Annotated in this window: 20 protein-coding genes; 15 read left to right on the forward strand and 5 right to left on the reverse strand. The window is 67.2% G+C overall.

Annotated elements, in window-relative coordinates:
• The first annotated feature begins 250 nt into the window (after positions 1-250).
• On the forward strand, positions 251-853 hold the full coding sequence (locus ACTMSW_RS24845) for a hypothetical protein (protein ID WP_441183090.1): 603 nt from the start codon (positions 251-253) through the stop codon (positions 851-853).
• A gap of 192 nt (positions 854-1,045) precedes the next feature.
• On the opposite strand, the gene ACTMSW_RS24850 is transcribed toward ACTMSW_RS24845, so the two are convergent.
• On the reverse strand, positions 1,046-2,464 hold the full coding sequence (locus ACTMSW_RS24850; protein WP_441183091.1) for a hypothetical protein: 1,419 nt from the start codon (positions 2,462-2,464) through the stop codon (positions 1,046-1,048).
• A 441-nt stretch (positions 2,465-2,905) separates the two neighbouring features.
• Between ACTMSW_RS24850 and ACTMSW_RS24855 the strand changes: the two genes are divergently transcribed.
• The 8 genes from ACTMSW_RS24855 (at position 2,906) to ACTMSW_RS24890 (ending at position 9,636) form a co-directional block, all read left to right on the forward strand.
• Complete coding sequence (locus tag ACTMSW_RS24855) at positions 2,906-3,346, forward strand: DUF2690 domain-containing protein (RefSeq protein WP_441183092.1); 441 nt, start codon at positions 2,906-2,908, stop codon at positions 3,344-3,346.
• A 77-nt stretch (positions 3,347-3,423) separates the two neighbouring features.
• Positions 3,424-5,586, forward strand: coding sequence for a glycoside hydrolase domain-containing protein (locus ACTMSW_RS24860; RefSeq protein WP_441183093.1), 2,163 nt, complete (start codon positions 3,424-3,426; stop codon positions 5,584-5,586).
• A gap of 8 nt (positions 5,587-5,594) precedes the next feature.
• The gene (locus ACTMSW_RS24865; RefSeq protein WP_441183094.1) at positions 5,595-6,257 is read left to right on the forward strand and encodes a hypothetical protein; all 663 of its coding nucleotides are present in this window, start codon (positions 5,595-5,597) and stop codon (positions 6,255-6,257) included.
• A 30-nt stretch (positions 6,258-6,287) separates the two neighbouring features.
• Positions 6,288-6,731 carry a hypothetical protein gene (locus tag ACTMSW_RS24870; RefSeq protein WP_441183095.1) on the forward strand — a complete coding sequence of 148 codons (444 nt, stop codon included), beginning with the start codon at positions 6,288-6,290 and terminating at the stop codon, positions 6,729-6,731.
• A gap of 143 nt (positions 6,732-6,874) precedes the next feature.
• Positions 6,875-7,948: a hypothetical protein gene (locus ACTMSW_RS24875; protein ID WP_441183096.1), complete on the forward strand. Its 1,074-nt coding sequence runs from the start codon at positions 6,875-6,877 to the stop codon at positions 7,946-7,948.
• A 134-nt stretch (positions 7,949-8,082) separates the two neighbouring features.
• The gene (locus ACTMSW_RS24880) at positions 8,083-8,310 is read left to right on the forward strand and encodes a hypothetical protein (RefSeq protein ID WP_441183097.1); all 228 of its coding nucleotides are present in this window, start codon (positions 8,083-8,085) and stop codon (positions 8,308-8,310) included.
• Positions 8,311-8,767: 457 nt separating this feature from the next.
• Entirely contained in the window at positions 8,768-9,292 is a 525-nt protein-coding gene (locus ACTMSW_RS24885; protein ID WP_441183098.1) for an ATP-binding protein, read from the forward strand.
• Positions 9,289-9,636, forward strand: a complete 348-nt coding sequence (locus ACTMSW_RS24890) for an STAS domain-containing protein (RefSeq protein ID WP_441183099.1) — start codon at positions 9,289-9,291, stop codon at positions 9,634-9,636. Before ACTMSW_RS24885 ends, ACTMSW_RS24890 begins: the two co-directional genes overlap by 4 nt.
• 188 nt (positions 9,637-9,824) lie before the next feature.
• Here the strand turns inward: ACTMSW_RS24890 and ACTMSW_RS24895 are convergent, their stop codons facing one another.
• The 3 genes from ACTMSW_RS24895 to ACTMSW_RS24905 all read right to left on the reverse strand — a co-directional run bounded on the left by ACTMSW_RS24895 (position 9,825) and on the right by ACTMSW_RS24905 (position 12,519).
• Complete coding sequence (locus ACTMSW_RS24895; protein ID WP_441183100.1) at positions 9,825-10,373, reverse strand: hypothetical protein; 549 nt, start codon at positions 10,371-10,373, stop codon at positions 9,825-9,827.
• Positions 10,374-10,893: 520 nt separating this feature from the next.
• Positions 10,894-11,952, reverse strand: a complete 1,059-nt coding sequence (locus ACTMSW_RS24900) for a hypothetical protein (RefSeq protein ID WP_441183101.1) — start codon at positions 11,950-11,952, stop codon at positions 10,894-10,896.
• 126 nt (positions 11,953-12,078) lie between these two features.
• Positions 12,079-12,519, reverse strand: a complete 441-nt coding sequence (locus ACTMSW_RS24905; RefSeq protein ID WP_441183102.1) for a GIY-YIG nuclease family protein — start codon at positions 12,517-12,519, stop codon at positions 12,079-12,081.
• A 180-nt stretch (positions 12,520-12,699) separates the two neighbouring features.
• Between ACTMSW_RS24905 and ACTMSW_RS24910 the strand changes: the two genes are divergently transcribed.
• The gene (locus tag ACTMSW_RS24910; protein ID WP_441183103.1) at positions 12,700-12,849 is read left to right on the forward strand and encodes a hypothetical protein; all 150 of its coding nucleotides are present in this window, start codon (positions 12,700-12,702) and stop codon (positions 12,847-12,849) included.
• Between the two features lie 31 nt (positions 12,850-12,880).
• Here the strand turns inward: ACTMSW_RS24910 and ACTMSW_RS24915 are convergent, their stop codons facing one another.
• The gene (locus ACTMSW_RS24915) at positions 12,881-13,300 is read right to left on the reverse strand and encodes a hypothetical protein (RefSeq protein ID WP_441183104.1); all 420 of its coding nucleotides are present in this window, start codon (positions 13,298-13,300) and stop codon (positions 12,881-12,883) included.
• Positions 13,301-13,816: 516 nt separating this feature from the next.
• On the opposite strand from ACTMSW_RS24915, the gene ACTMSW_RS24920 reads away from it, so the two are divergent.
• The 5 genes from ACTMSW_RS24920 to ACTMSW_RS24940 all read left to right on the forward strand — a co-directional run bounded on the left by ACTMSW_RS24920 (position 13,817) and on the right by ACTMSW_RS24940 (position 23,837).
• On the forward strand, positions 13,817-14,134 hold the full coding sequence (locus ACTMSW_RS24920) for a hypothetical protein (RefSeq protein WP_441183105.1): 318 nt from the start codon (positions 13,817-13,819) through the stop codon (positions 14,132-14,134).
• Positions 14,135-14,551: 417 nt separating this feature from the next.
• Positions 14,552-14,989, forward strand: coding sequence for a MarR family winged helix-turn-helix transcriptional regulator (locus ACTMSW_RS24925; protein WP_441183106.1), 438 nt, complete (start codon positions 14,552-14,554; stop codon positions 14,987-14,989).
• Positions 14,986-16,593: an amino acid permease gene (locus tag ACTMSW_RS24930; RefSeq protein ID WP_441183107.1), complete on the forward strand. Its 1,608-nt coding sequence runs from the start codon at positions 14,986-14,988 to the stop codon at positions 16,591-16,593. Before ACTMSW_RS24925 ends, ACTMSW_RS24930 begins: the two co-directional genes overlap by 4 nt.
• A 501-nt stretch (positions 16,594-17,094) precedes the next feature.
• Positions 17,095-23,136, forward strand: a complete 6,042-nt coding sequence (locus ACTMSW_RS24935; protein ID WP_441183108.1) for a DNRLRE domain-containing protein — start codon at positions 17,095-17,097, stop codon at positions 23,134-23,136.
• A gap of 209 nt (positions 23,137-23,345) precedes the next feature.
• Entirely contained in the window at positions 23,346-23,837 is a 492-nt protein-coding gene (locus tag ACTMSW_RS24940) for a hypothetical protein (RefSeq protein ID WP_441183109.1), read from the forward strand.
• The last annotated feature ends 1,199 nt before the right edge of the window (positions 23,838-25,036 follow it).

Below are 25,036 nucleotides of genomic sequence, written 5' to 3' on the forward strand. Positions count from 1 at the left end.
CCGGCAATGTAGCGCCGCCGGCGGTCCGCGTCCACTGAGTCTGCGACGTGATGGTTGGTCAGCGGAGGCCGAGCCCCACCGAAGGTGAGCGTGGATCTTGCTCGAAGTGGCATAGTGGCGCCTGTCGCTTTTTGCACGTTTTGGCTTTTGGAAGTACTTTCGCGGATTTTTGCACGATCACGGGTTCTCCCGGCTTAAGCAGGTGCCTTCGGAACAGGCCGTTGGCTGACACCTGATTAGGCGGTAGAAAGTGGACGGCAGCGTCGTCAACCTGCTCTCTGTTGTGATCGCGAGCGGCAGTGACGGCGCGGACCGGGCCATCCGCTTCGTTCTCACCTACGGCGGGACACCGCCGGCATCGACAGGCACCGCGGCCCAGCGCAACGCGCTGGGCCGCGCCGCCCACCTGTTTCATCGCATGGCCTCCAGCGATGCCTCGTCGCGATCGATGGCGCAAGCCGCGCTGGCCGTGACGGCCGCTGCGGCGGCGCTAATGGCTGCCGTGGTTTCTGTGCTCCATGGGCAAGTAAGTGACGGCGCTAATACGGCGCCACCGCGAATGCTTCTTGTTGGCAGCTTCGTTATGGCTGGTTTAGCGATGATCGGCGTGATGACGTCGATTCGTCGGGTGTCGCGACGGCGTCTCATGCCTCGGGTGTTCGGGGTGCCATCAGGCCAGGGATGCTCGTATCTAGACTGGGGGGAAGGAGGGGGACGACAGGAACGTAGGCGCCGACGGCGGATACGTGAGGCTGTCGGAAAATCCATCATTCTTTGGACTGCTCGCTTTTTCTCGACGCCAACTGTGTACTTCATGATCGGTACAGTCTCGCGCGGTGTGAAGGCAGCTTAGCTAGCCGACTTGCCGGAACGCGAAGTCGCCGACAGGCGTGAGTGATTGCCGCCATAGAATCACGGGGCCGCCCGTACGTCCTCACGGACTGCGGACGTTCCAAGGCCCGGCCTGTTGTCAACGCCGGCTGAACCTTGGCTCTGGCACACATCCTGTGATTCATCTTGGCGTCAGCTCATGGTGTAGCAAGGACTACCGGTTCGCGCCCTCGTACACCACCTGAGATACGTTGCACCACCAGCTGGCGGCGGAGCGCACCTGCTCGGGCGCTCGGCCGTCGGCGCGCAGTAGTTGAAGCAGCGCGCGGTTGCGGTTCATGCCTAAGCCGTACGTCAGGCCGTTCAGCGCCGCTGCGTGGGTCGGCAGCCGCGTCCGCTGCCACAGCCGGGCGTGGTACGCGATCGCCTGCCGCCAGAACTGGTCGTCGCTGCGTCCACCCACATGCCCGATGGCCTGCGCCGCAGCGACGGTCACCGGCGCTGGCATCCCGCTCGCCGCGATCAAGCGTTCCACGACTGCCCGCTGTTCCGGACCGCCGAGAAGCCGCAGTGCCTCGATCATGGCAGGGGCTACCGGAGCGCTCAGCTTCGCCGGGTCGCCGAGCTCCTCAGCCAGCTCGGCGGCGAGCGGCAGGCGATAGGGCGTGCCGCTGACTGCGATGGCCGCCTGCAGCCGGACGTCGAATACCGGGCTGAACAGCATCTCGTCCAGCAGAGCCGGCAGCACGTCGTCGCGAAAGTGCGGAACATCGCGGGGCATGACGGATATGGCTGCGTGGGTGATCCGGTCGATCAGCTTCGAACTGGCCTCCACGTCAGCCAATCGCCCTGTGCTGAGTACCTGGTGCAGGGTCGGATCGGCCGCGATCGCGCTCAGCCGGTTCCGGCTCGCCGCCGACGCGGTTTTAGGGAGGCGGCGGAGCAACTCGACCGCCAGAGGCTGAACGTCGTACTGCCGGGTCGCGTCGAAGGTCAACTCGTGGAGGACGGCCACCAAGCGTGGCATCTGCACGTCGGTGAAGTGCCCGAACCGCAGTTTCCGCACGCTGGCCAGCAACGCACCGTACTGGGCCCGCTCGTTGGTGGGATCGACCAACTGGTGCAGCACGTGCATGTTGGCGTCGGGGTGGGCGCTTGCGTCCAGGGCGCTCACCGTTTCGACAAACACCTGGTTGGTGCGGTCTGCGGCGAGGCCGGCGCATGCAGCGACGGCTGCCTGCTGGCCGATGGGATGCGCCAGCAGTCGGCTCAGTGCCTCGTACCGCTGCATCCACGGAATTCCGTCCGCGACGATGGTCTCGCTGAGTAGCCGCTCGGCCATGTCCGCCCATGCCCGGTGCGGGGCGATCACGACGTCCGGCGCCGCCGCCAACCGTCGGGTGAGTTCATCCCATTCGACGCCGGTCAGCGTGGCCGTCGACGAACCGACCCGGTCCAGGAGGTCGCCCATCCGGTCCGGCGCGGCCCTGTCCGGGATACGGGCCAGAACGGGCCGGGCGTCGCCGGTGGGCACCACGTACCGGTAGATGGTGTCGACGAGCGCGACGAGGCTGTGCGACGCGAGGCCCAGTAGTTCCTCGTAGCGACGGATAGCCAGGTACGGCACGCGCACGGCTGCGGTCTCCCATCGGGAAACCTGGTAGATGCTCGTGCGCTCGGGCCAGCACCCGCCCTGGAATGCCTCGGCGAAGGCCGCGGACCTCAGCCACCGCTCGGTCGGCCCGTACAGCCGGTTTACCCGCAACAGCCAGCCGACTCGGTGCTGGTGCGCCGGCAGGCGTGGGGGCCGGTCCGTCAGTCCTGGATCCGCCCGATAGGGGCGGCCACGGTGACCGGAGGCGCTCGTCCTGGCTCCCACCGGGCATTTATTGCACACCTCGGTCACCCTGTGCAACGCCTCCGCTGCGAGCTGACACCAGGGCTCATCCTGTCGGCACCCCGGTCAATCGGGCAAAGGCGCGGTTCGGCCGGTGCCTGCAAGGCCGACCCCTCAGTCCCTCTTCCCACCCTCACGCTGGAGCACACGATGGTCTTTCCGTACCAATCTCGCCGGATGGTGTCGGCACTGGCGGCGCTGGTGCTGGGCGCCGCAGCCGCACTCGCGCTACAGGCGCCGGCGCAGGCGCAGACGCCCACATGCAAGCCCTCCTACTGCAACAACCTGGATCCACAAGCGACCCACTGCGCCGATGACGCTCGCAACGTCGAGTCGTTCTGGTACCGCGGGTCGAGCCCGTGGCTCCAGAACACGCTCTTGGAGCTCCGGTACTCGCCGGCCTGTGACACCGCCTGGGTCCGGACCACCGGCGGCGACTGCTTTGACGTATGGCGGCCGTGCGTGTCCGTCCTCCAGGTTTCCGGCGGACCGGAGCTCCAGGGTGGGCCCAGCGGCGGGCAGAAATGGACCAACATGTGGTCGTTCCGATCCTACGTGCGCGGTTGCTTCCGCAGCGGCGCCGACCTGCACCTGGACGGATGCACCGCCTGGCGTTGATCGACCGTGCCACGGGCGCCCTGCCACACGTGGCACGGTCCCCAACCTGAAGCGCCGGTGAAACGAGGAGTCATGCCGTGTCTGTAACGATCAACAGGCGTGCGACCTGGGCTGCATACGTGGCCGCAGAGAACCAGGAGCACGCCGCTGCACCCCCGAGTCCGAGCGCCAACCCCGACTGGGACCCGATCGGCGGTGTCTTCATCCACCACCGCGGGCCCGAGGACCCCTTCGGCAACGACTACGAGTCAGAGGTCGCGTGCATGAAGGACATCGCCGAGATCTACCACGCTCACGTCGTAAGTCCCGACTTCGACGGGGACATCGGCTACAACTTTCTCATCTGCCGACACGGCGCCGTCTATGAGGGCCGTGGATATGAACGCGGCGAGGCGAACGCTGGCGAAGCCGGACGTGTCGACGGACTGCGACGGAATGCGAACTTCTACTCGATTTGCGCGCTCATGCGGTCGAACCACACCGCCACCGAACCGATGCTGCGCGCATTCCGGGCGCTCATCCAGCACCTGCGCGACGAGGCGCCCAGAAAGACCGGGCCCAGGATCGTTCCGCACTCGTACGGCTTCGACACCGAATGCCCGGGGAACCTGACCATGTACGCGCAGCGTGGCTCCACGATTGACCCGGCCGGACCGTGGACCGGCCTTGCGGATATTTACGTTTTCGCCGCGCAGAAATGGGTGAACGCGGCCTACCAGGCGGTCGCCGGTTACCGCCAGTGCCCGCAGGACGGACGTACCGGGTGGCCCACGGTGCTGTCGCTCACCCAGGGGCTCCAGCACGAACACGGCATCTCCCCGACAGTGCAGAACTTCGGTCCCGGCACCTTCGACGCCGTCCTACGTCGGAACAGGCTGCCAAACGACGAGTACAACCTGGACTTGATCCGCATCTACAACAGCGCGCTTTGGTGCAAGGGTTACTGGACCTCGACCACGCTCGCGTTCTGGGACGACGACTCACAGGACGCCCTCCAGACGCTCTACAACGATGCCGGCCTGCCGTACACGGACACGTCACTGCGCCAGGCCATGTGGCCGCACATCGCCCGGTCGATGCTCCGCATGGACCAGTTCCGTCTCGTCCCCGGTGGCGATGCCGTCATTCGAGGCGTCCAGCAGCGGCTGAACTCCCACTACGTCGCCGGTATCGGCATTCCGGCGATGCCTCTGGTGCCTTGCGACGGCATCTACTCCCGCGACGTCCAGCAGGGATTCATGATGGCCCTGCAGTACGAGCTGGGCATTTCACTCGGCTCCATCAACGGGTACTTCGGCCCCGGCACCCAGGCGGGCTTGAAGGGCACGGGATCGGGCAGGCTCACCGGCCACCTGCGCCACCTGTTCCGCTCTGCGTGCTACTTCAACTCACCGACCCCCACCGGCGCTGGCCAAGCGCCGTTGGCTTACGACCCGGCCGACATCGGCACCGACGCGGAGACCAACAGCCACGTGGAGTGGCTGCGCGCCTTCCAGCGCTTCTCGCAGATACCGGTCACCGGCACCAACGACTACACCACCTGGGCCCAGCTCCTGGTCTCCTCCGGCGACACCGAACGGCCCGCCACCGGCTGCGACTGCATCACCGAGATCACCGCTGCCCGGGCCGCCCAACTCAAGGCCGCCGGCTACCAGATTGTCGGCCGTTACCTCGACGAGCACCTCCCGCCCACCGACCCGGATTTCCTCAACAAGGCCCTCAAGCCCGGCGAGCCGCGGACCATCGTCGACGCAGGGCTGAGGCTCTTTCCGATCTTCCAGTACAACGGCACACAGCTGGGCAACTTCACATACCAGAAGGGATACGACCAGGGCAAGGCAGCCCACCAGAAGGCCATCGAGCACAGCATCCCCGCCGGAACCTGCATCTACTTCGCGGTCGACTACGACGCACTCGATGTCGACATCGACAGCAACATCCGCCCGTACTTCGAGGGCGTCAAGGCCAGTCTCAGCGGGCTAGGCAACCGCTACACATTTGGCGTGTACGGCTCCCGCAACGTGTGCACCCGCATCTCCCACGAGGTCGGCGCGCGCTGGTCACTGGTCTCCGGCATGTCCTGGGGCTACTCCGGAAACCTCGGCTTTCCGCTGCCCCAGAACTGGTCGTTCAACCAGATCAGGGAGTACGACGAGTTCCAACCAAGCTGGGACCTCGACCATGACATCTGGCGCCAGGGAGCCGACCCCGGCGTCTCCGCCCTCGACAGCTCACAGTGAGGACCGTGATGATCACGAGACGTGGCCTGCTCGGTGCCACCGCGGGCGCCGGAATGCTCGCTATCACCACCGCCACTGCCGCGCACGCGGCCGACTCGCACGCGAGGTGGTGGACCGGCGCGACGTCCGCGAACGGCTGGCGGATCGACCCGGCCGCCATCGCCACCTATCGGATTGAGGGGTCGCACGCAACGGTGGCACTGCGACAACCCCCCGTCGCCACGGTGCTGCTGCACGTTGCCCGGCGCTGGCACTACGAGATCGCAGCCCTGGACAGCGGCGAGGGCGGCGGAATCGCCGGACACACCAGCCACCGCAGACTCCGGGCAGACTTCGAGTCCAACTACCTGTCCGGCACAGCCGTCGCGCTGCACCCCACCGCCTACCCATCAGGCGGCAGCGAGCGGCTGTGGCCGCAGCACGAAGCGATCGTGCGCGACATCCTCGCCGACTGCGACGGCATCGTCATCTGGGGCGGCGACCTGACGCCGGCGAAGGCCTCACACTTCCACCTCGTCGCCCACCCCGACGACCGGGCTTTGACCCGTGTCGCCAACCGGCTCAACACCGGCCGGCCGAGCCGGATCCGGTTACAGACTGCTGGCATGGTCGCCGACCCAGCATCACCCACGCGCCGCGCCAAGGCGCTCAGCCTGCCACGTACGCGCTAAACGCGGAACAACTTCCACAAAGGAGTAATCATGAGAAGATCAGCAATCCGCGTCGTCGCCGCGCTGGCCCTGGGGGTCCTGCTGGCCGTATCCGGAGGCACCGCCCCGGCGTGGGCCGGACCCACCGGGGTGAATCCCGCCGGATGCGGCACCGGTAACACCTGGAAGTACAAAGACTTCGACGTCAACGGCGCGACCATGCGTCAGGAAGTCCGACACGGGTACGGCTGCAACGGGGTCGGCTGGGGCCGCCTGTCCCGCATCGGCGGATCGAGCCCCGCGCTCGCTCTGATCCAATCCGCCTGGAACCCTGGCGGGCCCAGCCAATACGGAGTGTCCGGCACGAACTGGACCTACACCGTTGACGCCAGCCCCGGCCGCGAGGTATGTGCCGGCTTCCAGGCATACTCGGTGGACAGCCTCGGCAACTGGCACTACATCGACTGGTTCTTCGCCGGCTGCTACACGGTATAGCTCCGGACGAACGGGCTGGGGACGACGCAGCGGCGACGCCCCCAGCCTCGGGCCGGAGCGGGCACCTGCTCGCGGGCCGTACGCCGCCGCAATCCGTGCCTCAAGTGCCGCAGTTTCCGTACCAGGAGTCGATGTTCGAGGAGATGGCGCGGGCCGAGGCGCTCTTCAACGGCTACACCGGCCGTAAGTCGCTGACCGTGATTACCGACGAGCGGCTGGCCAAGCTGCTCGGCGCCCCGGTTCGCGACGCCGCGGGGGTGGCTCTGCTGCTGCACGCCGGGGCCGGGAAGAACGGCGGCTTCTTCGACCCCAAGTGGCTGGACCAGTCGAACTTCGCGCCGGTGCTCGACGTGCTTCCGCGCGAGGCGATCCTCGATGCGGTCAACACGTCGTTCGCCACCGACGTGGCCGGCTTCAAGAGGCTCGCCGCCGAGGTGCCCGCTGTGCCGCTGCTGGACAAGTACCTGTTCAACCCGCTCATGGCGCGCCCCTTCATCCGCCGCAAGGACGGCCGGCTGATCGCCCCGGTGCCACAGTTGATCTCTCGACGGATGTCACCGCTCGAGTGGTACTACGCCGGCATCCGCGAATGGGGAACCGACTTCGCCATCGACCTGGGCTACCTGTTCGAGGACTACGTAGGCCGCCAGTTCACCACGGTGCCGGGCGCGAGCGTTGAACCGGAGGTCGAGTACCACCGCGGCAAGGATCGGATGGACACGACCGACTGGTTCATCGTGTTCGACGACGTGGTGCTGCTCGTGGAAGCTAAGGCTGGGATCCTCCCGGCCGCGGGACGCGCGGGTGATGACTCCCTCGCCACGATGATGACCCGTACCGTCGGTAAGGCCATCAAGCAGATCAACCGTACGCACGCGCTGATCAAGTCCGGTGCCCCCGAGGTCGCGCACATCCCGCACGATCGGCCGATCCTCGCCATGGTCGCCACCCTCGACCCCTGGTACATGGCCAACAGCTTCTTGGGGCGCGAGGTGCTCCCGACCTGCGACGTGCCCGTCACCGTGTGCTCCGCCCGTGACATCGAGTTCCTCGTCGGCATCGGCCAGCGCACACCGGTCGGTCCCATCCTGGCCGAAATCGTGACCGATCCCGACCGCTCGACGTGGTCACTTGGGATCGCGCTCAAGCCGTACCGACTGGCGGATGATCGCAACCCCCTGCTCGACCAGGCGTGGAAGCAGTACCCCTTCAATTAGGCGCAGCAGCAGTCAGCTTGGGCGGATGTTCTGCCTCGACGGCTGGGCTGTGCCTGCAGCTCTGCAGGGATCCGGGCGAGTTCCTTGCCGCAGCTGGCCACTACCTGGCGGGCGACTCTGTGGTCAGCACGGTCGTGACCACCGTCGCGCGCCATCGCTTTCGCCCACGGCCTCCGGCGGTGGGCTACAGGGAGATGTTCGTCCCGCTGGGGCTGTCGTGTTGGCAGGTGACGGTCGCCCCAGCTCTCGCGGTGATCTTCGCGCAGGCGGCGTTCCTCGGCCACGACGTCGGACATCGCCAGATTTTCCGCTCCCGCCGCGCGAACGACCTGCCTCCATTCACCTGCTTGCGGCGACGATGATCAGTGCGAGGCAGCCGATGAGGAGTGTGATTCCGCCGAACATGACGTAGGGCCACCAGCGGCCGGACAGCGGCGGTGCGGCCTGGGCAGGAGGGTACGGCAGGTGCCAGCCTGGCGGTGGGGTCGATGGGTGGCTGCCGGCGGGCGGCGGCCAGTCGGGCGGGGTGGATCGCGCGGGGGGCGTGGCCATGGCTTGTTGTTCTCCGGTGTCGGGGTTGGCGTCGTGGGGGCCCGGGCGGACTCCGGGATCCGAGGGGGCGCGGGGAGTTCCGCCCGGGCCGGGCAGGCCGCGCACCCCGGCCTCCCCCCTTCTGGCGCTGCGCCCGGTGCCGCCGTTACATGCCGCCGCCCGCCGCTGTTGAGCCGGGTATCGAGGTGAGGGGTGCCCGTCGGTGAGGCGTGTATTTGCTGTTGAGCAAGGGTCGCGAATCCGTCCTGGCTGGGTACCCTGCCCCGCATGAGCGACGACCGGCAGCTCCCTGGGTGGGATGGCGGCGCGCGGGGGCCTGGCACTGTCGACGTGGCGCTGATGTCGCAGGATTTCACCGCCGCCACGGTCACCGAGGTGCGGCACGCGCTCGAGGCGCTGGTGTCCGCGGTGGGGATGCCGCAGGACGCCGGCTACGACTTCGTTCTCGCCGTGCACGAGTTGGTCGCCAACGCCGTGCGCCACGGCGGCGGCCACGGGCACGTCGAGCTGCGCCGCCGGGACGACGTGTTGGTCTGCGAGGCCAGTGACCACGGCCCTGCGGTTGGCAGCATGCCGGTGCGGTTACCGGCATCAGATGTGGCCGGGGGCCGAGGGCTGTGGCTGGCCGACGAGTTGACCGGGGGGTTGACGCTGCACCGTCGGCCCGACGGCATGACCGCCTCGGTGACCGCTCGCCTCTCGCCGGCCGCGGGCAGGATGATGCCCTCGGTGGCAGGTGACGAGGCGAGCGAGGCTTACCTCAGGGAGCGAGCGGAGGACGGCGAGCGATGATGCCCACCCCCACATGGCAGCACACGGTGCGCGTCGAGCACGATCGCCGTGTCGTCACGCTGTCTGGGGAGATCGACGTGAACGCCGCCGCAGGACTGCTGAACCTCCTTGAGGAGACAATCAACATCGCTGACCTCGTCGAGGTCGACGTCCAGGCGGTGGAGTTCATCGACTCAACTGTCATCAGCGCCCTGATTACCGCCCGGAACACGGCGAGGGCAGCTGGCCGCCGACTCGTTCTGGTCAACCCCGCCGGGCGCGTCCGCCGCACACTCCAGATCACCGGCGTACTGGGCAGCCTGTCTGCAGAGGACGACCAGGGCGATCTCGCCGCTTGCCGATGAAGCCGTCTCGCCCCGAGTGGCGGTGACCTCGACGTCGCCGCGGTTCTCCTGCGCGGCAATGGGATGGTTGTCCGTTCCCGGCGAGCGACGCGACCCCCAGACGAAGCTTGTGGCCGGCGGCAAAGCGTCGCGGCCCGCCGGAGCCTCGTCACAATCGGCTCCGGTCGGGCGCGCGCTGGGGTGGTCAGTCAGTTCCCGCGTACCTTGTCGAGGGCGCGCTCGGTCAGGAGAAGTGCGAGGTCAACGGCCTCGTCGTCGTTCAGGGGGCAGTTCACGGCGTACTTCTGAGTCGGCGCGACGTTGCGGAGCTTGATCCGGTGGCTGTCGAGGTCAGCGACATCTTCCGGGCGTAGGCGCAACGTCAGGCCCCCGTTTGCCGGCTTGACATAGACGACGGCGCCGTACTTCTTCGGCCCCTCGTCGCGGACCATGATGTAGTCGGTGTAGCCATCATGGGTCCTGTCGGACTCGCCGATTGCCGCCACCGTCTTGAGGTCCAAGGCGCGATTGAGGAACGTGAGCACTCGGTTGGCCGTGCCGCCGTCCTTGGCGCGCGTGTAGACGAACTGCTTGATGAAGAAGGTTTCCTCGTCGTCCGAGTCGAGGGCTGACGTGCTCCGAGTTGGCGTTGCCTCTTTCTCAGGGGCAGCGGTCTCGTCGTCGTCTGCAGGCGGCCCCTGATTGGTGCGGGTTTGGTACTCGATGATCTCGTCGACGGTGCCCTCGATGATCCTCATGTCTCTCCACTCTGCAGTGTCCGAGCCCAAACTATACTCAGGCGTTAGCTGGTTTGTAAACGCGTGAGGAAACCTGGGAGCGCGGTTCTCCGCTGAAGTAGCCCGGTTCCCTGCGCATGTAGGGGCGAGTGCCAGGGCCTGGTGCGGCACGGTGCCCGGCGTGACGCGTAGACGACCGAGCTCTGGGCGGGCCGCCTATCAGCGAGCTGCAGGAGGCGTTGAGGCTTGTGTCCGTGACGACGTCACGGCCTCGAGAGCGCAGAGGCTTTGCCGGCTCGAGTTCTACGCCGTGGTGTTGCAGGAGCCGAAGGTAGGAGTTCTGCATCGTCTAGTAGTGCTTTGTTAGGTCGGCGTGTCGTGGGGTGGTGGGGACACGCCCGCCGGATCCCGCATCGGCTGGTGACCGTCTGTCGATGCGGCAGCCTGGCGCCGGACCAAGGCCCGTGAGGACCAACTTTCGGAGGAGTGACGCTAGCGATGATCTTGGTGTGGGAACCGGAGGCCGACCGACGGCGGGTGGCTACTTCCAGTCCTCTGGCAGCCTCCCGCCGTTCGCCTTCATCGCTTCCTCCGCTCTCTTGGCGTCGCCGAACGTCTCTGGCGTCCACATGCTGAAGTCGGTTGCGCCGAGTCGCAGGGCAGAGTCCACAACGAAGGCTTCGCAGAAGGCGTAGCTCTCGGCGCTGTAGTGGTACTGCCCGTCCAGGTGGACAGCGTAGAACTCTCCGCCGAACTGCACGTCCACGTCGGGAGTGAGCATCGAGAACCGGGCGTAGCGGGCCATGTCCAGGCCGGCGACCTGCACACGCAGTACGCGCCGCAGTGTGGCGAGTTCATTGTCGGTCTCCTCGAACGCGGAGGTCACCGAGGAGACGAGCGCCGAAATCGCCTGCTTCGCGTCGTTGTCCCGGGCTTGGTACCAGGGCGAGATTTTTCGCCTGGATCGGTGATCCTGGTAGGGAGACAGGTGCAGGGTCTCGCGGCTTGATCCGGTGCCGATGCGTTTGCCGTGGCCCCAGCCGCTGAGTAGCTGGTGGAAGGCGATCGCCACCTCGGCCATGGCGGTACGCAGGTCGTCGACGTCGGCCGCGGCCCTGGCCGCGGTGAGTCGGGCGCGCACGTCGTCCTGGGTGACGATGTGGAGCATCGAGATGTCGTCGAAGTCAACGCCGAAGAACCGGGGGCAGTTCATCTCAAGGAAGCGCGTCGCACCGCGGCGAGCACCCTCGATCTGGTCAGGGCCAGGGATTGAGCCGTTGTGTTTGAAACCGTTGCGGTCGTGGCCGATCCGGTTGACGGCGTCCAGGCAGGACATCCGGGCTCCGTCGGCTGGGCGAAGTCTCTTCGCGTTGTCGACGAACGCGTCCTTGAGGTTGATGCCCTGGTTAGCGCCTGCATGGTCGACCGCGATAACGAAGAAGAACTCCATGACGTCGTGGAACGCCAGCACCGACAAGAAGCCCAGCGGCGGCGGGGCGTAGGACTGGCTGACGGCCTGGTCGAAAAGCAGCCGGACGTACCCGAGCCGCTTCATGATCGCCGCGTCGGGTGTGGGCATTGGCTCTTTGGGCTGCTCCATGGCGGCGATCCTAGGCTCCGGCTCCGGCTCCGGCTCCGGTGAAGGTGACGGTGCTTTTGCGCCGGCTGGCGGGAGGCGCCGTGGTGGCTCTGGTGGTTGCGGGCGATACCCTCCGCGCCAAGCCGGTTACAGGTAGCACTGCTCGGAGCAGAGGGAGCCGATGAACCCCGTCAACTCGGGGTGGTTCTGGAACCATTCGCGATGACCCGGCAGGCGCAGGTGGTCGAAGCGCCGGTGGAGCTGGTCCTCCAGTCGCTGGCGGGCGTACTTGCTGTCTTCGGCGATGACGTGCAGCAACTCCAAGCCGTGGGGGTTGCCGGTGTGGAAGCCGCGCATCCGCTCGTACGGGTCGGCGGCCTCACCGATCTTGATGGAGGAGCCGCTGGCGATGAAGTACACGCCGGCGTAGTGGTGCGGCAGGCCGGGGTCGTTAAAGCCGCCGAAGACGGCCATGTTGCCTTCGATCGCGGCTTCTTTGGGGTCGCCGTGGGTGCCGTAGCTGCGGATCTCTCGTCGGTATCGGGCGGTCAGCCGCTTCCGGTTTTGGTATTCGCCGTAGGTGGTCATCGGTGACCGTCCCGGCGGGAGCAGGCGCTGACCGGGCCGGCGCCGCTGGCGGCGCGGCGGGCATTGAGGACGAGCATGAACTCCTGGCGGGCTGGTGAGGTTGTCAACCTTTGCGTCGAGTCTGTCGAGACTCTGGCGCTGCTGTACCTGGGTCTCGCGGAGTGAGCCGAGCATGCGGGTGTGGCCGCGGAGTTCGGTGTAGTACTCCGCGACGTCGCGGTGCACGCCGGCGGCCAGGGCCGGGCGGCCGCTGACTCCTGCCACACGATCGCCAACTCGGCCTTCCGCGCCGTGATCCGCAACTGCGAGGACCTCGGCCGTGACCGGTAGCAGACGGGCTGGCGCGCCCGAGGTGGTGTGGTCATTCCGCCGGGCGTGAATGCTCCGTTGCCTCACGCGCGGCTTTTTCCAGTTGTCGGAACTCGTCGATGACCCGAGCGAGGCTCTTCCTGGATCTGGGGCTCAGTTCGTCGAAGGACCTGGCCATGACCCGTGCTTCCCGGCTTGTCGCCTCGGGTTCGTCGTCGCCGAGGAGGTAGCCCGCGGGGACGTCGAAGAACTCGGCGAGAGCGCGCAGCGTGGTGGCTTTGGGGTTGATCCGGGGCGACCGCAGGAGATTGCGGATGCCTTCGGCGGTGATGCGGTGTCCCCGTGCGGTGAGTTCACGGGCGACTTCGCCCTCCGTGTAGGGCGGTCGGTCTCTGCCGGTGGCTTGGAAGAGGTCCCGGAGCCGAGTTTGGATCAGCCGGGAGGTGACGTCCTCGGCCTGGTCAGCAGGCATGTCACTCACGAAGCCCCCCCCAACTGTGGTTGGAAAACGACGAACTGTGGTTGACGCTGGTGGTGATCCGTGTTTAGCTCTCGGTATCGCCTCGGCAACTGCGGTTCGGCTCAGTCGAACTGAAGTTGGTTGGAGCGTAGCGGATCGGGCGCCGCGCGCGATAGGTGCCCCGACCTGCGGGTGACGACTGTAAGAGGGGGACGTGTCGTCGCTTCGGGCGCATGTGCCATCTGCCCGTCATGCCTGGCGGCAGCACCGCCTGGCCTGGCCTGCGTCGTACTGACGCTGCCGCTGCCGCGCGCCTCGTCGAGGGGCCAAGGGCGGGGCCAGATGACCAAACCGCCCAACTCGCCAGCCGCTCTTCACCCCCGTTGGGGGCGGCAGCGGCGAGTGGGGGACCCGGCAGGTGGAGTGAGGGCTTCGCCGCGGGTCCTCCACCCCCCGGGCTAGTCCACGTGAGCCGAGACGGCTCCCTGTCCGCGCGCCCATCGCAGGTGGAGACAAGGAGATGCAGCAGTGGTCAAACTACGACAATCCCCATCGATCAGGGCTGTCCGGGGGCTGGATCGGCGACGAGCATCGCGCGTCAGCAGACGACACCGCAGCAGCGCGCGTTACAGAGGTGCCGAGCTGCCGCTGACCACCGTCAGGCGGAACCTGCAACGGCTGCGCGCCGATATTGAGGTCTTTGTTAACGCGGCGGGCACGGAAACCACCCCGTCGCGGCGCGCGGCACTGGTGGAGGTCCATCACCAGCTGCGCCTACTCGGTCAACGTGTCAACGCCGCTCTCGGCGCGCCGTCCGTGGAGGGCGAGAAGCCGCAGCAGACCTAAAGCGTTGCGGCGGGCGTGCGTGCAGCGCCATGTCAGGTGCGCCTGAGGCGACATCGGTACGGCCGGGTTTCGGTCCAGGGCAGAGCCCTGGTAGCGGCCCGACGAGCCGCGATGCCCCCATGCCGCGCCCAGGAGGTGTAGCTCAGCGCCCACATATCGCAGTCCGACGAACTACGGCGAGGAACGGGGTCCACGCATGCTCTCGGAACAGTCCCATCAGTCACGCTGGGCGGCGCCGCAGCCGCCGTCGCCGGCCAACCGAAGCGGTGAGCGTGGTCGGCGCCGCGATCGGCATACCGTACGTCGCCCCCGTCACATCAGGTGGTCGCGGTGAGCCCGGCGGCGCGCCGTCCGACGGTGGGGGTGTATCGACCCCCGGTGACAGGGCGCGTCGCCCGGCGGGCGGGGTCAGATGCGGTGGCGCAGCTGTGCCGCACCGCCAACACTGTGCGTGCGTCTTTGGAGCGCACGGTGCTGCGCGAGGCGGGGATGACGTGGACGACCTACGACGTGCTGGTGCTGGTCTGCGCCCGACAGGTGATCGAACCTCCCGACATCGCGGCGCAGGCCGGTATCGCTCGGGCCACCCTGACCAGCGCCCTCGCTGTGTTGAGCGATCGGAACCTGGTGCGGCGTGAGCTGCATGAGCATGACCAGCGGCGCGTGGTGGTACGGCCCACGCCATCTGGTGCGGCGCTGGCGGGGACGCTGCGGCGTCAGGTCGAGGCCAGACAGGCGCAGCTGTTCGCCGCTCCCGGCATGCCACGCGAGGACGACTTCGCCGCCGCGCTCGCGGTCCTGGCCGACCGGTTTCGTCCCGACGGCGGATGTGCCTATCCGAGGGAAGAGCGGTGACCGGCGGTATCGGCACCGCGCGGGGCGCGGCCTTGTGCGTCGGCGCCGTCCTCGGTCCCGGAGTGCTGGTCCTACCGGCGATGGCGGTGCGTGCGGCGGGACCTGCGTCGCTGGTGGCGTGGGCGGCGCTGCTGTGTGTGTCCGCGCTGATCGCGACGTCGTTCGCAACCCTGGGAGCCCGCTACCCCGACGCCGGCGGCGTCGCCGCGTTCACCCAACGCGCCTTCGGCGACCGCGCCGCCGCCGTGGTCGGCTGCTGGCTGTACGCGGCGGTGCCGGCAGGGGTGGTGGCGGGCGCCATCGCCGGCGCCCGCTACACCGCCGCCGCAGTTGGGGCCTCAGGGTCGGTGACCGCCGCGATGGCGGTAGCGCTGCTGGCTGCGGCGTACGCGGCGAACCTGGTCGGGCTTCGCCTGTCGGCACGGGTGCAACTGGGTTTGACCGGCGTGTTGGTCGGTCTGCTGGTCGGGGTGGTCACCGTGGCCGGGCCCCCCGTGTCGCTGCCGCCCGGCAACTGCTGGCCCATCTGGGCGTCACCCTCGCCGATCTGCAGGCCGAGCCCGGTCCGAGCCTGCCGACCCTCGCCGAGTACCTGCCCCACGTCGTCGCGGCAGCCGGGCCGGGTGCCCGCCGCACGTATGGCACCTACTGGAACCGCATGGACCGCCGTGTGGGGCGACCGCCCTTGGACGCCGTCGTCGCCAGCGACATCGAGGCGATGCAGCGACAGATCGCCGCGACCGCCCTGGTCGCGGCGTAACAGTCGCCGCGGCTGGCACGCCGGTGAGCACGTCATCGCCGCCGCTCGCGCCGTCTACAACCGGGCCATCGCTGATGGGCTGATCGACGCCGCCGCCAGTCCCGCCCACCGGGTGGTCAAGCCTCGCCGACTACCGAGCACCCGCCGTGCGCTGATTCCCGACGAGCTCGAACAGATCAACCGTGCTGCTCACAGGAGCGGTAACGACCTCCTCCTCGACGCGCTGCTGCTGCGGCTGCACACCGAGACCGCCTGCCGCCGCGGTGGAGCGCTCGGGCTACGGCTGGCCGACCTGGACATTGACCGCGGGCTCGTCCGGCTGACCGAGAGGGGTGCCACCCTGCGCTGGCAGCCGATCACCCTCGACCTCGCCGCCCACCTCGATGAACATGCCCGCACGCGTGGCGCAGTCTTGCCCACCGACCGTCTGTTGCGTTACCGCAATGGGCAGGCGATCACCAGCCGCCGCTACGATCACCTGTGGAAACGCATCGGCGAGCGGTTGCCGTGGGTGGCCGCCCAGGGCATTCACACCCATTGGCTGCGCCACACCACCCTGACCTGGGTCGAACGCCACTTCGGCTACGGCATCGCCCGCGCCTACGCCGGGCACACCGACTCCACCGGGCCGGCCACCACCACGACGTGCTGCGCAGCGCAGAGGCGACATGACGAACGGCCGAGCCGATCCCAGCACGCTGGGCTCAAGCGCCCGCCTGCCGCGCCCGGCAGCAGCCGGCTTCGCTGCCTGTCGAAGGAGACCGGTCGCGTCATATCAGCGGTGGATCGAGTTCAGCCGCTCATGCGGGGGTGGCAGCCTTCTGACGTAAGGATGACGGGCTGATGCCGGCTTCGTGTCGGCGGGGCGAGGTCGGTCCGAATCGGATGCTGGCCTTTTAGTGATAGATCTCACTGATTCGCTGTCTACGGTGACGTCTGTGCAGCTAGAGGGGCATCCGACGTTCTCGGTGGAACTTCCACCAATGGCGCAACCACCGATTGGCGGATTGAAAACCTTGTTGGTTGATGATCGGCCATGTAACTGCCTGTTGTCTGATCGCTACTTCTCGGAGGAGGGTCAGTGGAGCCAGGTAGGACATTGTGGGGTAGCAGATCGGGGATTCCGCGGTTGTCGCGTGGCCGGCTGGGCCGTGTGGTTGCGGTCGGCATGTCGGCGGTGCTGGCTGCGACGATGGCGGATTGGGTACGGCCGGAGCCGGTAGCGGCGTCAGCGTCGGCGCCTGTTCAGCAGGCGGCGCCGAGTCCGCAGGTTTTGGAGCGTCCCGATGAGGCGGCGGCGGTGGCGACGGCCCGTCTGACGGGTAAGCGAGTTCGCATCACGGGGATGACGTCGCAGACGTCGGAGTTCTGGGCGTTGCCGGACGGCCTGGTGGAGGCGGAGGTCCACGCGGGTCCGGTGCGTATCCGCGACGAGGGGACGGGGAAGTGGAAGCCGGTTGATTTCGCTCTCGCGCCGCAGCCGGATGGGTCGGTGGTGGCCCGGTCGCATCCGGCTGGTCTGCGACTGTCCGGTCCTGCGGGAGCCGGGGAGCACGATCTGGTGTCCGTGGGAAGCGCTGACGAGCGGGTGTCGTTGCGCTGGTCGGGTGTGCTGCCGGCGCCGACCGTTGAGGGGACTCGGGCGACGTACGCGGAGGTGCGCCCGGGTGTCGATCTGGTGGTGGAGTCCACCCGTACCGGGTTCGAGCAGTTCCTGGTCGTAAAGGATCGGGCGGCGGTGGCGCAGGTGCGGAATGTGTCGTTGCCGTTGCGTGGTGTGGGCTTGAGCGTCGTTGACGACGAGCGGGGCGGGTTCGAGATCCGCGACAAGCGTGGCACCACCGTGGGGGTCTCTCCAGAGCCGTTGATGTGGGACGCGCAGGTCGACCAAGCGTCGGGTGAGCGGATACGGGTAGCCAAGGTCGGCAAGAAGGTAGGCGAGGCGAAGGCTGGCCGCCTGGCGTTGTCGCTGACTCCGGACGAGGAGTGGTTGACCGATCCGAAGACGGTCTTTCCGGTCACCATTGATCCGGCGGTGAACCTCAGCCCGAACTTCGACGCGTTCGTGCAGACTGACTACACCTCGGATCAGTCGGCGTCGACGGAGTTGAAGTTGGGCACGTCCAACGGTGGGGCGTTGAAGGCCCGGTCGTTCGTGCGGTTCGGTGACCTGGACTGGCTGCAGGGTAAGCATGTGCAGGCCGCGACTATCTATCTGTGGAATCACTACTCATACTCGTGCAGCGGGCGGCAGTGGGAGACGTGGAAGACGTTGGCGGCTGGTCCGGCCACGCGGTGGACCAACCAGCCCGAGTGGCGGGGACTGCTCGGCTACACCTCGGCGACGAAGGGCTACAACAGTAGTTGCGCGGGCGGCTGGGTTAGTTCGTCGGCGACGGGCGGGTTCGTTGACCACGCCACGGGTGCGACGTGTTGCACGGTGACCATCGGTTTGCGGGCGACGTCGGAGACCGACAGCTACGGGTGGAAGAGGTTCCACTCGTCGGAGGGGGCGAACGCCCCGTATGTCAGGTTGACGTACCAGTCGCTGCCGACGGTGACGGCGCGGGCGACAGTGCCGTCACTGCCGTGTGCGACAGGCTCCAGCACACCGTACGTGAACACGAAGACGCCGCAGTTGCGGGCGCAGATCAGTGATGCCGAGGGCGCGCAGGTGCGGGCCGAGTTCGAGTGGCTGACCGGTGGTGGCACGCGCATCGGTGGCATGACGGTTGGTCCCGGCGCGTCGGGGTCGTGGCTGGCGGCGTCGGTGCCGGCGGGCGCCTTCACCGAGGGCAGTACCTACTCATGGCGGGTACGGGGCAACGACGGCCTCGCCGACGGCACCTGGTCGAACTTCTGCGCGATGCGCGTGGACACGACCGCACCGTCGGCGATGCCGACGGTGTCGTCGACCGCATACCCCGCGGGCGAGTGGGCCGGAACGGCCGGAACGGCCGGGAGCTTCACCCTCGGCGCTTCTGGCGTGACGGACGTGTCGGCCTACGAGTACGGCCTCAACGTCAACCCCCCGAATCAGACGGTGAACGCGGCTAGCCTCGGTGGTGGTGCCACCGTGTCGATCACTCCCACGACGGACGGTCCGCAGACGCTCTACGTGCGCTCGCGGGACCGGGCCGGCAACCAGTCGGCGATCCGGACGTACACCTTCAACGTCGGCTCCGGCGCGGTGACCTCCCCGAAGGAGGGTGACATCACCGCGGCGAAGGTCGCCTTCATGGGCGTGGGCCAGGCGGCGGCCACCGGGGTCACCTACCAGTGGCGGCGCGGTGACGCCGACGCGTGGGCCAACATCCCGACCGGCCATGTGACCGTTGCGGCTGGCGGTGGTGCGGTGACCTGGCCGGTGCCGACCAGTGGCGGCGGGGCGTTCCCGAAGCTGAACTGGGACGTCGAGGCCACCCTGATTGCCGCTGACGCCGAGTCGATCCCGCGCAACGGGCCGCTGCAGGTGCGAGGCACCTTCACCGGCGGGACCGGCGGCACCGCCAGTCCGGTGAAGTTCAGCTTCGACCGGGACCAGGCATCGGCGGCGGCGCAGGAATTCGGCCCCGGCTCGGTCAACCTGATCACCGGCAACTACACGGTGTCCGACACCGACGTGTCCGTGGACTCGTTCGGCAGCGACCTGACCGTCACCCGTTCCTACAACACCCGGCGGGCGGCTGAGACGGACGCGGCGAACATGTTCGGGCCGGGCTGGGTGTCCGGTGCGGTGGTCGAGGAGGCCGAGTCGCCGTACACGTCGCTGACCGTCTACGGCTCGCTGGTGCAGGTCGGCCTGCCGGAAGGTGACACGGTCGGCTTCACCAAGCGCACCGCTACGGTCTTCGATCCGGAGATCGGGATGGAGTTCCTCAAGCTGACCTACAACGCCACCGGCGATTCGTACGCGCTGACCGACGAGGACGGCAACACGGTGCTGTTCACCCGCGTCACCGCAACCGCCGCCGGGAAGTACTTCCCGACCTCGGTGACCGTCCCGGGCAGCAACCAGACCACAACGTTGAGCTGGGAGAAGGCCACCGTCGACGGCAAGGAGGTGGTCCGGCCGACCCGGATGCTGGCACCCGTCGCCGACGGGGTGAACTGCGCCACGCTGACGCGCGGCTGTCGGGCGCTGACGCTTACCTACGCCACGACCACCACCGCGACCGGCACCACCGAAGCCCAGTGGGGCGACCGGGTCGGACGGGTGAAGGAGATCTCCTTCACCGCCTGGGATCCGGACCTCGCCACTCCGGCGATGCGGACCGTGCCGATGGCCCGCTACGCCTACGACAACGCGGGCCGGCTGCGCGCTACCTGGGACCCGAGGCTCGACTGGAACGACGCCGGCACCGTGCGGCAGCTCCGGGAAACCTACGACTACACCGCTGGTGGCGTACTCAGCGCCATCAAGCCGGTCGGCGAAGAGCCGTGGCAGCTCTCCTACGTCACCATTCCCGGTGACCCGGGAGCGGGGCGACTGCACAAGGTGACCCGGTCGGCGTTGACCGCCGGCACTGCCGTGCAGACGGTGGTCTACAAGGTGCCGGTCTCCGGCACGGGCGCACCCTATGACCTGTCCCCGACGCAGACCAGCCGGTGGGCGCAGACCGAGGCGCCGACCGACGCCACGGCCGTCTTCCCGGCCAACCAGGTGCCGACGGGTGACCCGGCCGCCGGCACATTGCCGTCGTCCTACGAGCGGGCCACGGTGACCTACCTGGACGCGAACGCCCGGGAGGTGAACATCGCGGCCCCCGGCGGTCACATCAGCGCCACCTGGTACGACCAGTGGGGCAACACGATCCGGACCGTTACCCCCGGCAACCGCGCCCGCGCCCTGAACGCCAGCACGACCGACGACGCGGCGGCGGAAAGCATGCTCGCTCGCACCTTCTCCACGCTCAACATCTACTCCGCCGACGGCCAGCGGCTCACCAACACGCTGGAACCAGAGCACGACGTCATGCTGTCGGACGGTGTCGTCATGCGCGGGCGCAGTTTCGCCAGGAACACCTACGACGAGGGCGCTCCCACGACGGGCGGGCCGTACAACCTGGTTACCAGGCAGGAGGCCGGCGTTCGGATCTGGGACGCGGCTGCCGGCGTCGAGAGCGATGCGGACATCCGGACCACCACCACCGCGTACGACTGGGGTTTACGCCAACCGACGGTCGTGACGGTGGACCCGGCGGGCCTGGCCCAGACGACCCGGACCGCGTACGACGCGATCACTGGTCTGGTCACCTCCACGACCGCGCCGGCCGGCGGCACCAGCACCACCACGCCCGCGACCCGCAAGACCATCTACTACCGGGCCACCTCTGGATCGGGTTACGCGGAGTGTGACCTGCGGCCGGAGTGGGCGAACCTGCCGTGCCGGGTACAGCCCGGCGGGCAGGCCGCCAGCGGACCGGAGCTGCCGACCGCGGTGACCACCTACGACATGCACAACCAGCCACGGGTGACTACCGAGAAGACCAGCGCCGGCACGCTACGCACGACCACCACGACCTACGACGGTGCGAGTCGGGCCTACGAGACCAGCGTGGCGGCGTCGGGCCTCGGCACTGCGGTGCCGATCACCCGTAACGTCTACGAACAGGCGACCGGACGGCTGCTGCGCGTACAGTCGATCGTCGGCGGACTGGCTACCGCGCAGGTGGTGACCGGCTTTGACGGCCTGGGCCGGCAGACGTCCTACACCGACGCCGACGGGGTCACCTCCACCACCACCTACGATCTGCTCGGCCGACCTGCGACCAGCAACGACGGCAAGGCCACCCGGACCTACACCTACGACGGTGGCACCGAACGGCGCGGCCTGCTCACCTCCGTCAGCGACTCGCAGGCTGGTAACTTCTCGGGCAGCTACGACGCCGACGGCACGCTGACGTCGGAGACGTGGCCGAACGGAGTCCAGGTCGCCACGGAGACCGACGAGACCGGCACGCAAATCGGCCTGACCTACACCAAACCGGGCTGCGCGGCGACACCGGACTGCACCCTTTACACCGAGTCGGTCGCCGAATCGGCGCACGGCCAGTGGCGGGAGCGCTCGTCCAGCCTGTCCGAGCAGAGCTACACCTACGACCAGGCTGGCCGCCTGGCCTCCATTAGGGACACCATCGGCGGGCAGTGCACCACCCGGTCGTACGGGTTCAGCACCTCGTCGAACCGCACCTCAACCACCGCCTACGGCCCTGGCACCGACGGAGCATGCCAGAGCACAACCGCAGCGTCCTCCCGGACGTGGACGTACGACACCGCCGACCGGATCAACACCACGGGCTACGTGTACGACACCCTCGGCCGGACGACGACGGTGCCCGCCATCGACACCGCCGCCACGTCGGGCGGAAACGTCACGATCACGTACCACTCGACGGACCTCGTGAACACCATCACCCAAGGCAGCCGGACCACCGACTACCTTTTGGACGTGACCGGGGAGCGAGTCCGGTCCTGGACCGACAACGCCAGCGGTACCCCGGTGCAGTCGGTGCACCACTACGACGGGGACGAGGACAGCCCGTCGTGGACGCAGGAGACGGTGGACCTGTTCACCCGGCCAGTCACCGGTCTGTCCGCGATGGCAGGCATCTTCGACAGCGAGAGCGGGCAGGTCGACTGGCAGATCACCAACCTGCATGGTGACCTGGTCGCCGCGATCCACGCCGACGAGGAAGGCTTGTCCCGCACCAGCGAAGCCAACGAGTACGGCACACCGCGCAACTCGGGCGAGATCGGCACGCAGCGCTACGGCTGGCTCGGCGCCAAACAGCGCGCCGCGGACACACCGTCGGGCATCATCCTCATGGGCGTCCGCCTCTACAACACCACCACCGGCCGCTTCCTCCAGGTCGACCCCATCTACGGCGGCAGCTGCAACGCCTACGAATACACCTGCGCAGACCCCGCCAACCAGGAAGATCTTGACGGTAAGAGGATCTCAAGGCTTTGCAAGTTCGGCAACTGGTGTTCCCGAGCTGCGCGTGCGATCGGTGGCGGATTCGGGCGCGCGACCGGCTACGTTGGGAGGGCTTGGAACTGGGCCGGCGTTCATAGTGCTCGTGGGCTGGTATACGGGATAAAAGGAGCCAAGTATTCTTGGCGCAAGGCTCGCGCCGGAGGTAAGTGGGCCAAGACCAAAGGCCGCGCTGCAGGAAAATGGGCCTCGGGTAAGGGTAAGTACTGGGGTAAAAAGGCGTGGGCTGGCAGGTGGAGGTACGCCCGGGCCTGTGGAGTCGGTGCCGCGATCACCGCTGGCACCGACTATATCAAGAATGCCTTCAGGAGATTCTCGCCCTGGTGGGCCGCTGGCGGTTGTTTCGGCGGCATGGCTAGCAAGTTCGCCAAGAACCGAGGATGGGTGTGACTTCCGACTGCTTCGTGTCTGCGACGGCTAGTTCTGCCCGAGCGGGAGAGTAGGACTCTGTGCGCCTCCCTCGTTCAGTGGAGCGTTGTACGTGCTGAACGAGGGAGGCGTCCGGGCCAGGGGTTGGCGATCGAGCTGTTCGCAGCCTCGCTCGGAGTTGACCGAAAGGATTGTTGAGAAAGTAAATGCGATTCGTTAGCATGCTTCCCATGCTTCCCATGCTTTTCAGGCGCGGCGGCGCGGATAATGGTCACAGCGCGGCATCGGATGCTGGGCCGGGATGGCACCAAGGCTGGTGGGGGCAACTGTTCGGGCTGGTCGCCACGGTCACCTTGGGGCACGTACTGGTGCTTGTGATGACCTGGCTACACGGCGCGAAGCCGCCACGGGACTTCAGCCTTGGCGGCTTCGCGTTTGTTTGGGTGATGGTAGCCGCCGGCGTCTCTCTGTGGGAATGGTGGAATTACCGGAGCGTACGGCAGCGGCAGGGGACGTCGGGTTGGCGGGATGGCGGCCATCGCTGGTCGAGGGTGGCAACTTCGATCCCCTTTATTTGTTGGATCGCAACGTGGTTGTCCGGGTACCTGACCGCGTTCGAAGGCGAGCTCCCGTTGATTTGGGCGGATGTCATGGCTGCACTCACGTTCGTGTCGGCGGCAGTCGCTCGACGCCTGTTTGAGCGACACAAGGCGCATGTGTGATCTGAGGGCACCTTACGTGGAGCCTGAGTAGGTGGTGCGAGGCGTACCTCTACGACTCAACCAGTGCGACAAGCGTTACTCGACCTCGACGGGAAGCGATGGTGTAGCGACTGGCGATGGATGTGTCGCAAGTACAAGCAGGCGCGCAGGTTGTGGGGAGGGTGCCAAATACCCCGCCAGGTGGCATTGGCGGTACAACGAAGATCCGCGTGCGGCGCGAGCACACCAATCAGCGATGATGATCTCAACGGGCGCGGTCCTCTTTATCTTCCCAGACTCGACACCTGATGATCACCGAAAGGCCGCGCCCGGCCTCATACCACCATGATCACCGATTCGGAACGGGGTCACCTGTTGCAAAACTGACCTCTGGCGTTCATGGGCCGAGTGCCGCGCTGCGGTTCTGCTACGGACGAATCCTGGGCTCGAATGCTCTTTGACGTCGTCTAGTATCAGACGGAGGTCGTATTCGGGCACCGCAAGATAGCATTACCCTCATCCCCGACATCGAGGTAAAAGGCTGGCAGACGCCTCCTGCAAATCATAGGACTGGGAAGGTCTTGTCGTGTGGGTGGCTCCGAATATACCTACGTCCCATATGCGCAGCAAACGCTGTTGGCTCCCTCGAAAAGATCTCTAACGGTGACGTGCTTGACGAGCCGGGCCTAGTCGGATCACTGATCCGGTTGATGCTGGAGCGCGACGTCGGCGCGGGCCAGAAGCAACCTTTGCTACATGAGGCGGACTTTGCGTCCAAGATTGTGGTTCCCCGACCGTTTCTGAATTGCTACGAGAGTACTCAAAATAGTCTGATCGACGACGGCAGAACCCTAAGCTGGGACGTATGTGATGACCACGCGAAGCCCCAGTCGAAGACCGAGAACCACGTGCGCTGACTGCCGAAGAACGCGAGCGATACGGGGTATCGTCAGCGCCGACCGACTGAGACTCGTCGGGACGCATGCGGGTCGCCTCCAGCTTATGGCTACGCCTTCATCTCGGTCACTCGGTTAATGGAACGAGGCGGCTGACAAGCGGCGGCCCTATGCGCCCGAACTGCTATGCGTACTTACGGACGGTAACGAGCGTGCGGGCTTGAGCCAACCCTGGCCGTACCGTAATCTATGAGCATGTGCACCCCAGAATGGTGCTCATATGATACGTACAAGAGTTCGAATCCCCCCTCGGACACCAAATTT

It is taken from the genome of Micromonospora sp. BQ11, from assembly GCF_052068135.1.
Taxonomy (GTDB): domain Bacteria; phylum Actinomycetota; class Actinomycetes; order Mycobacteriales; family Micromonosporaceae; genus Micromonospora.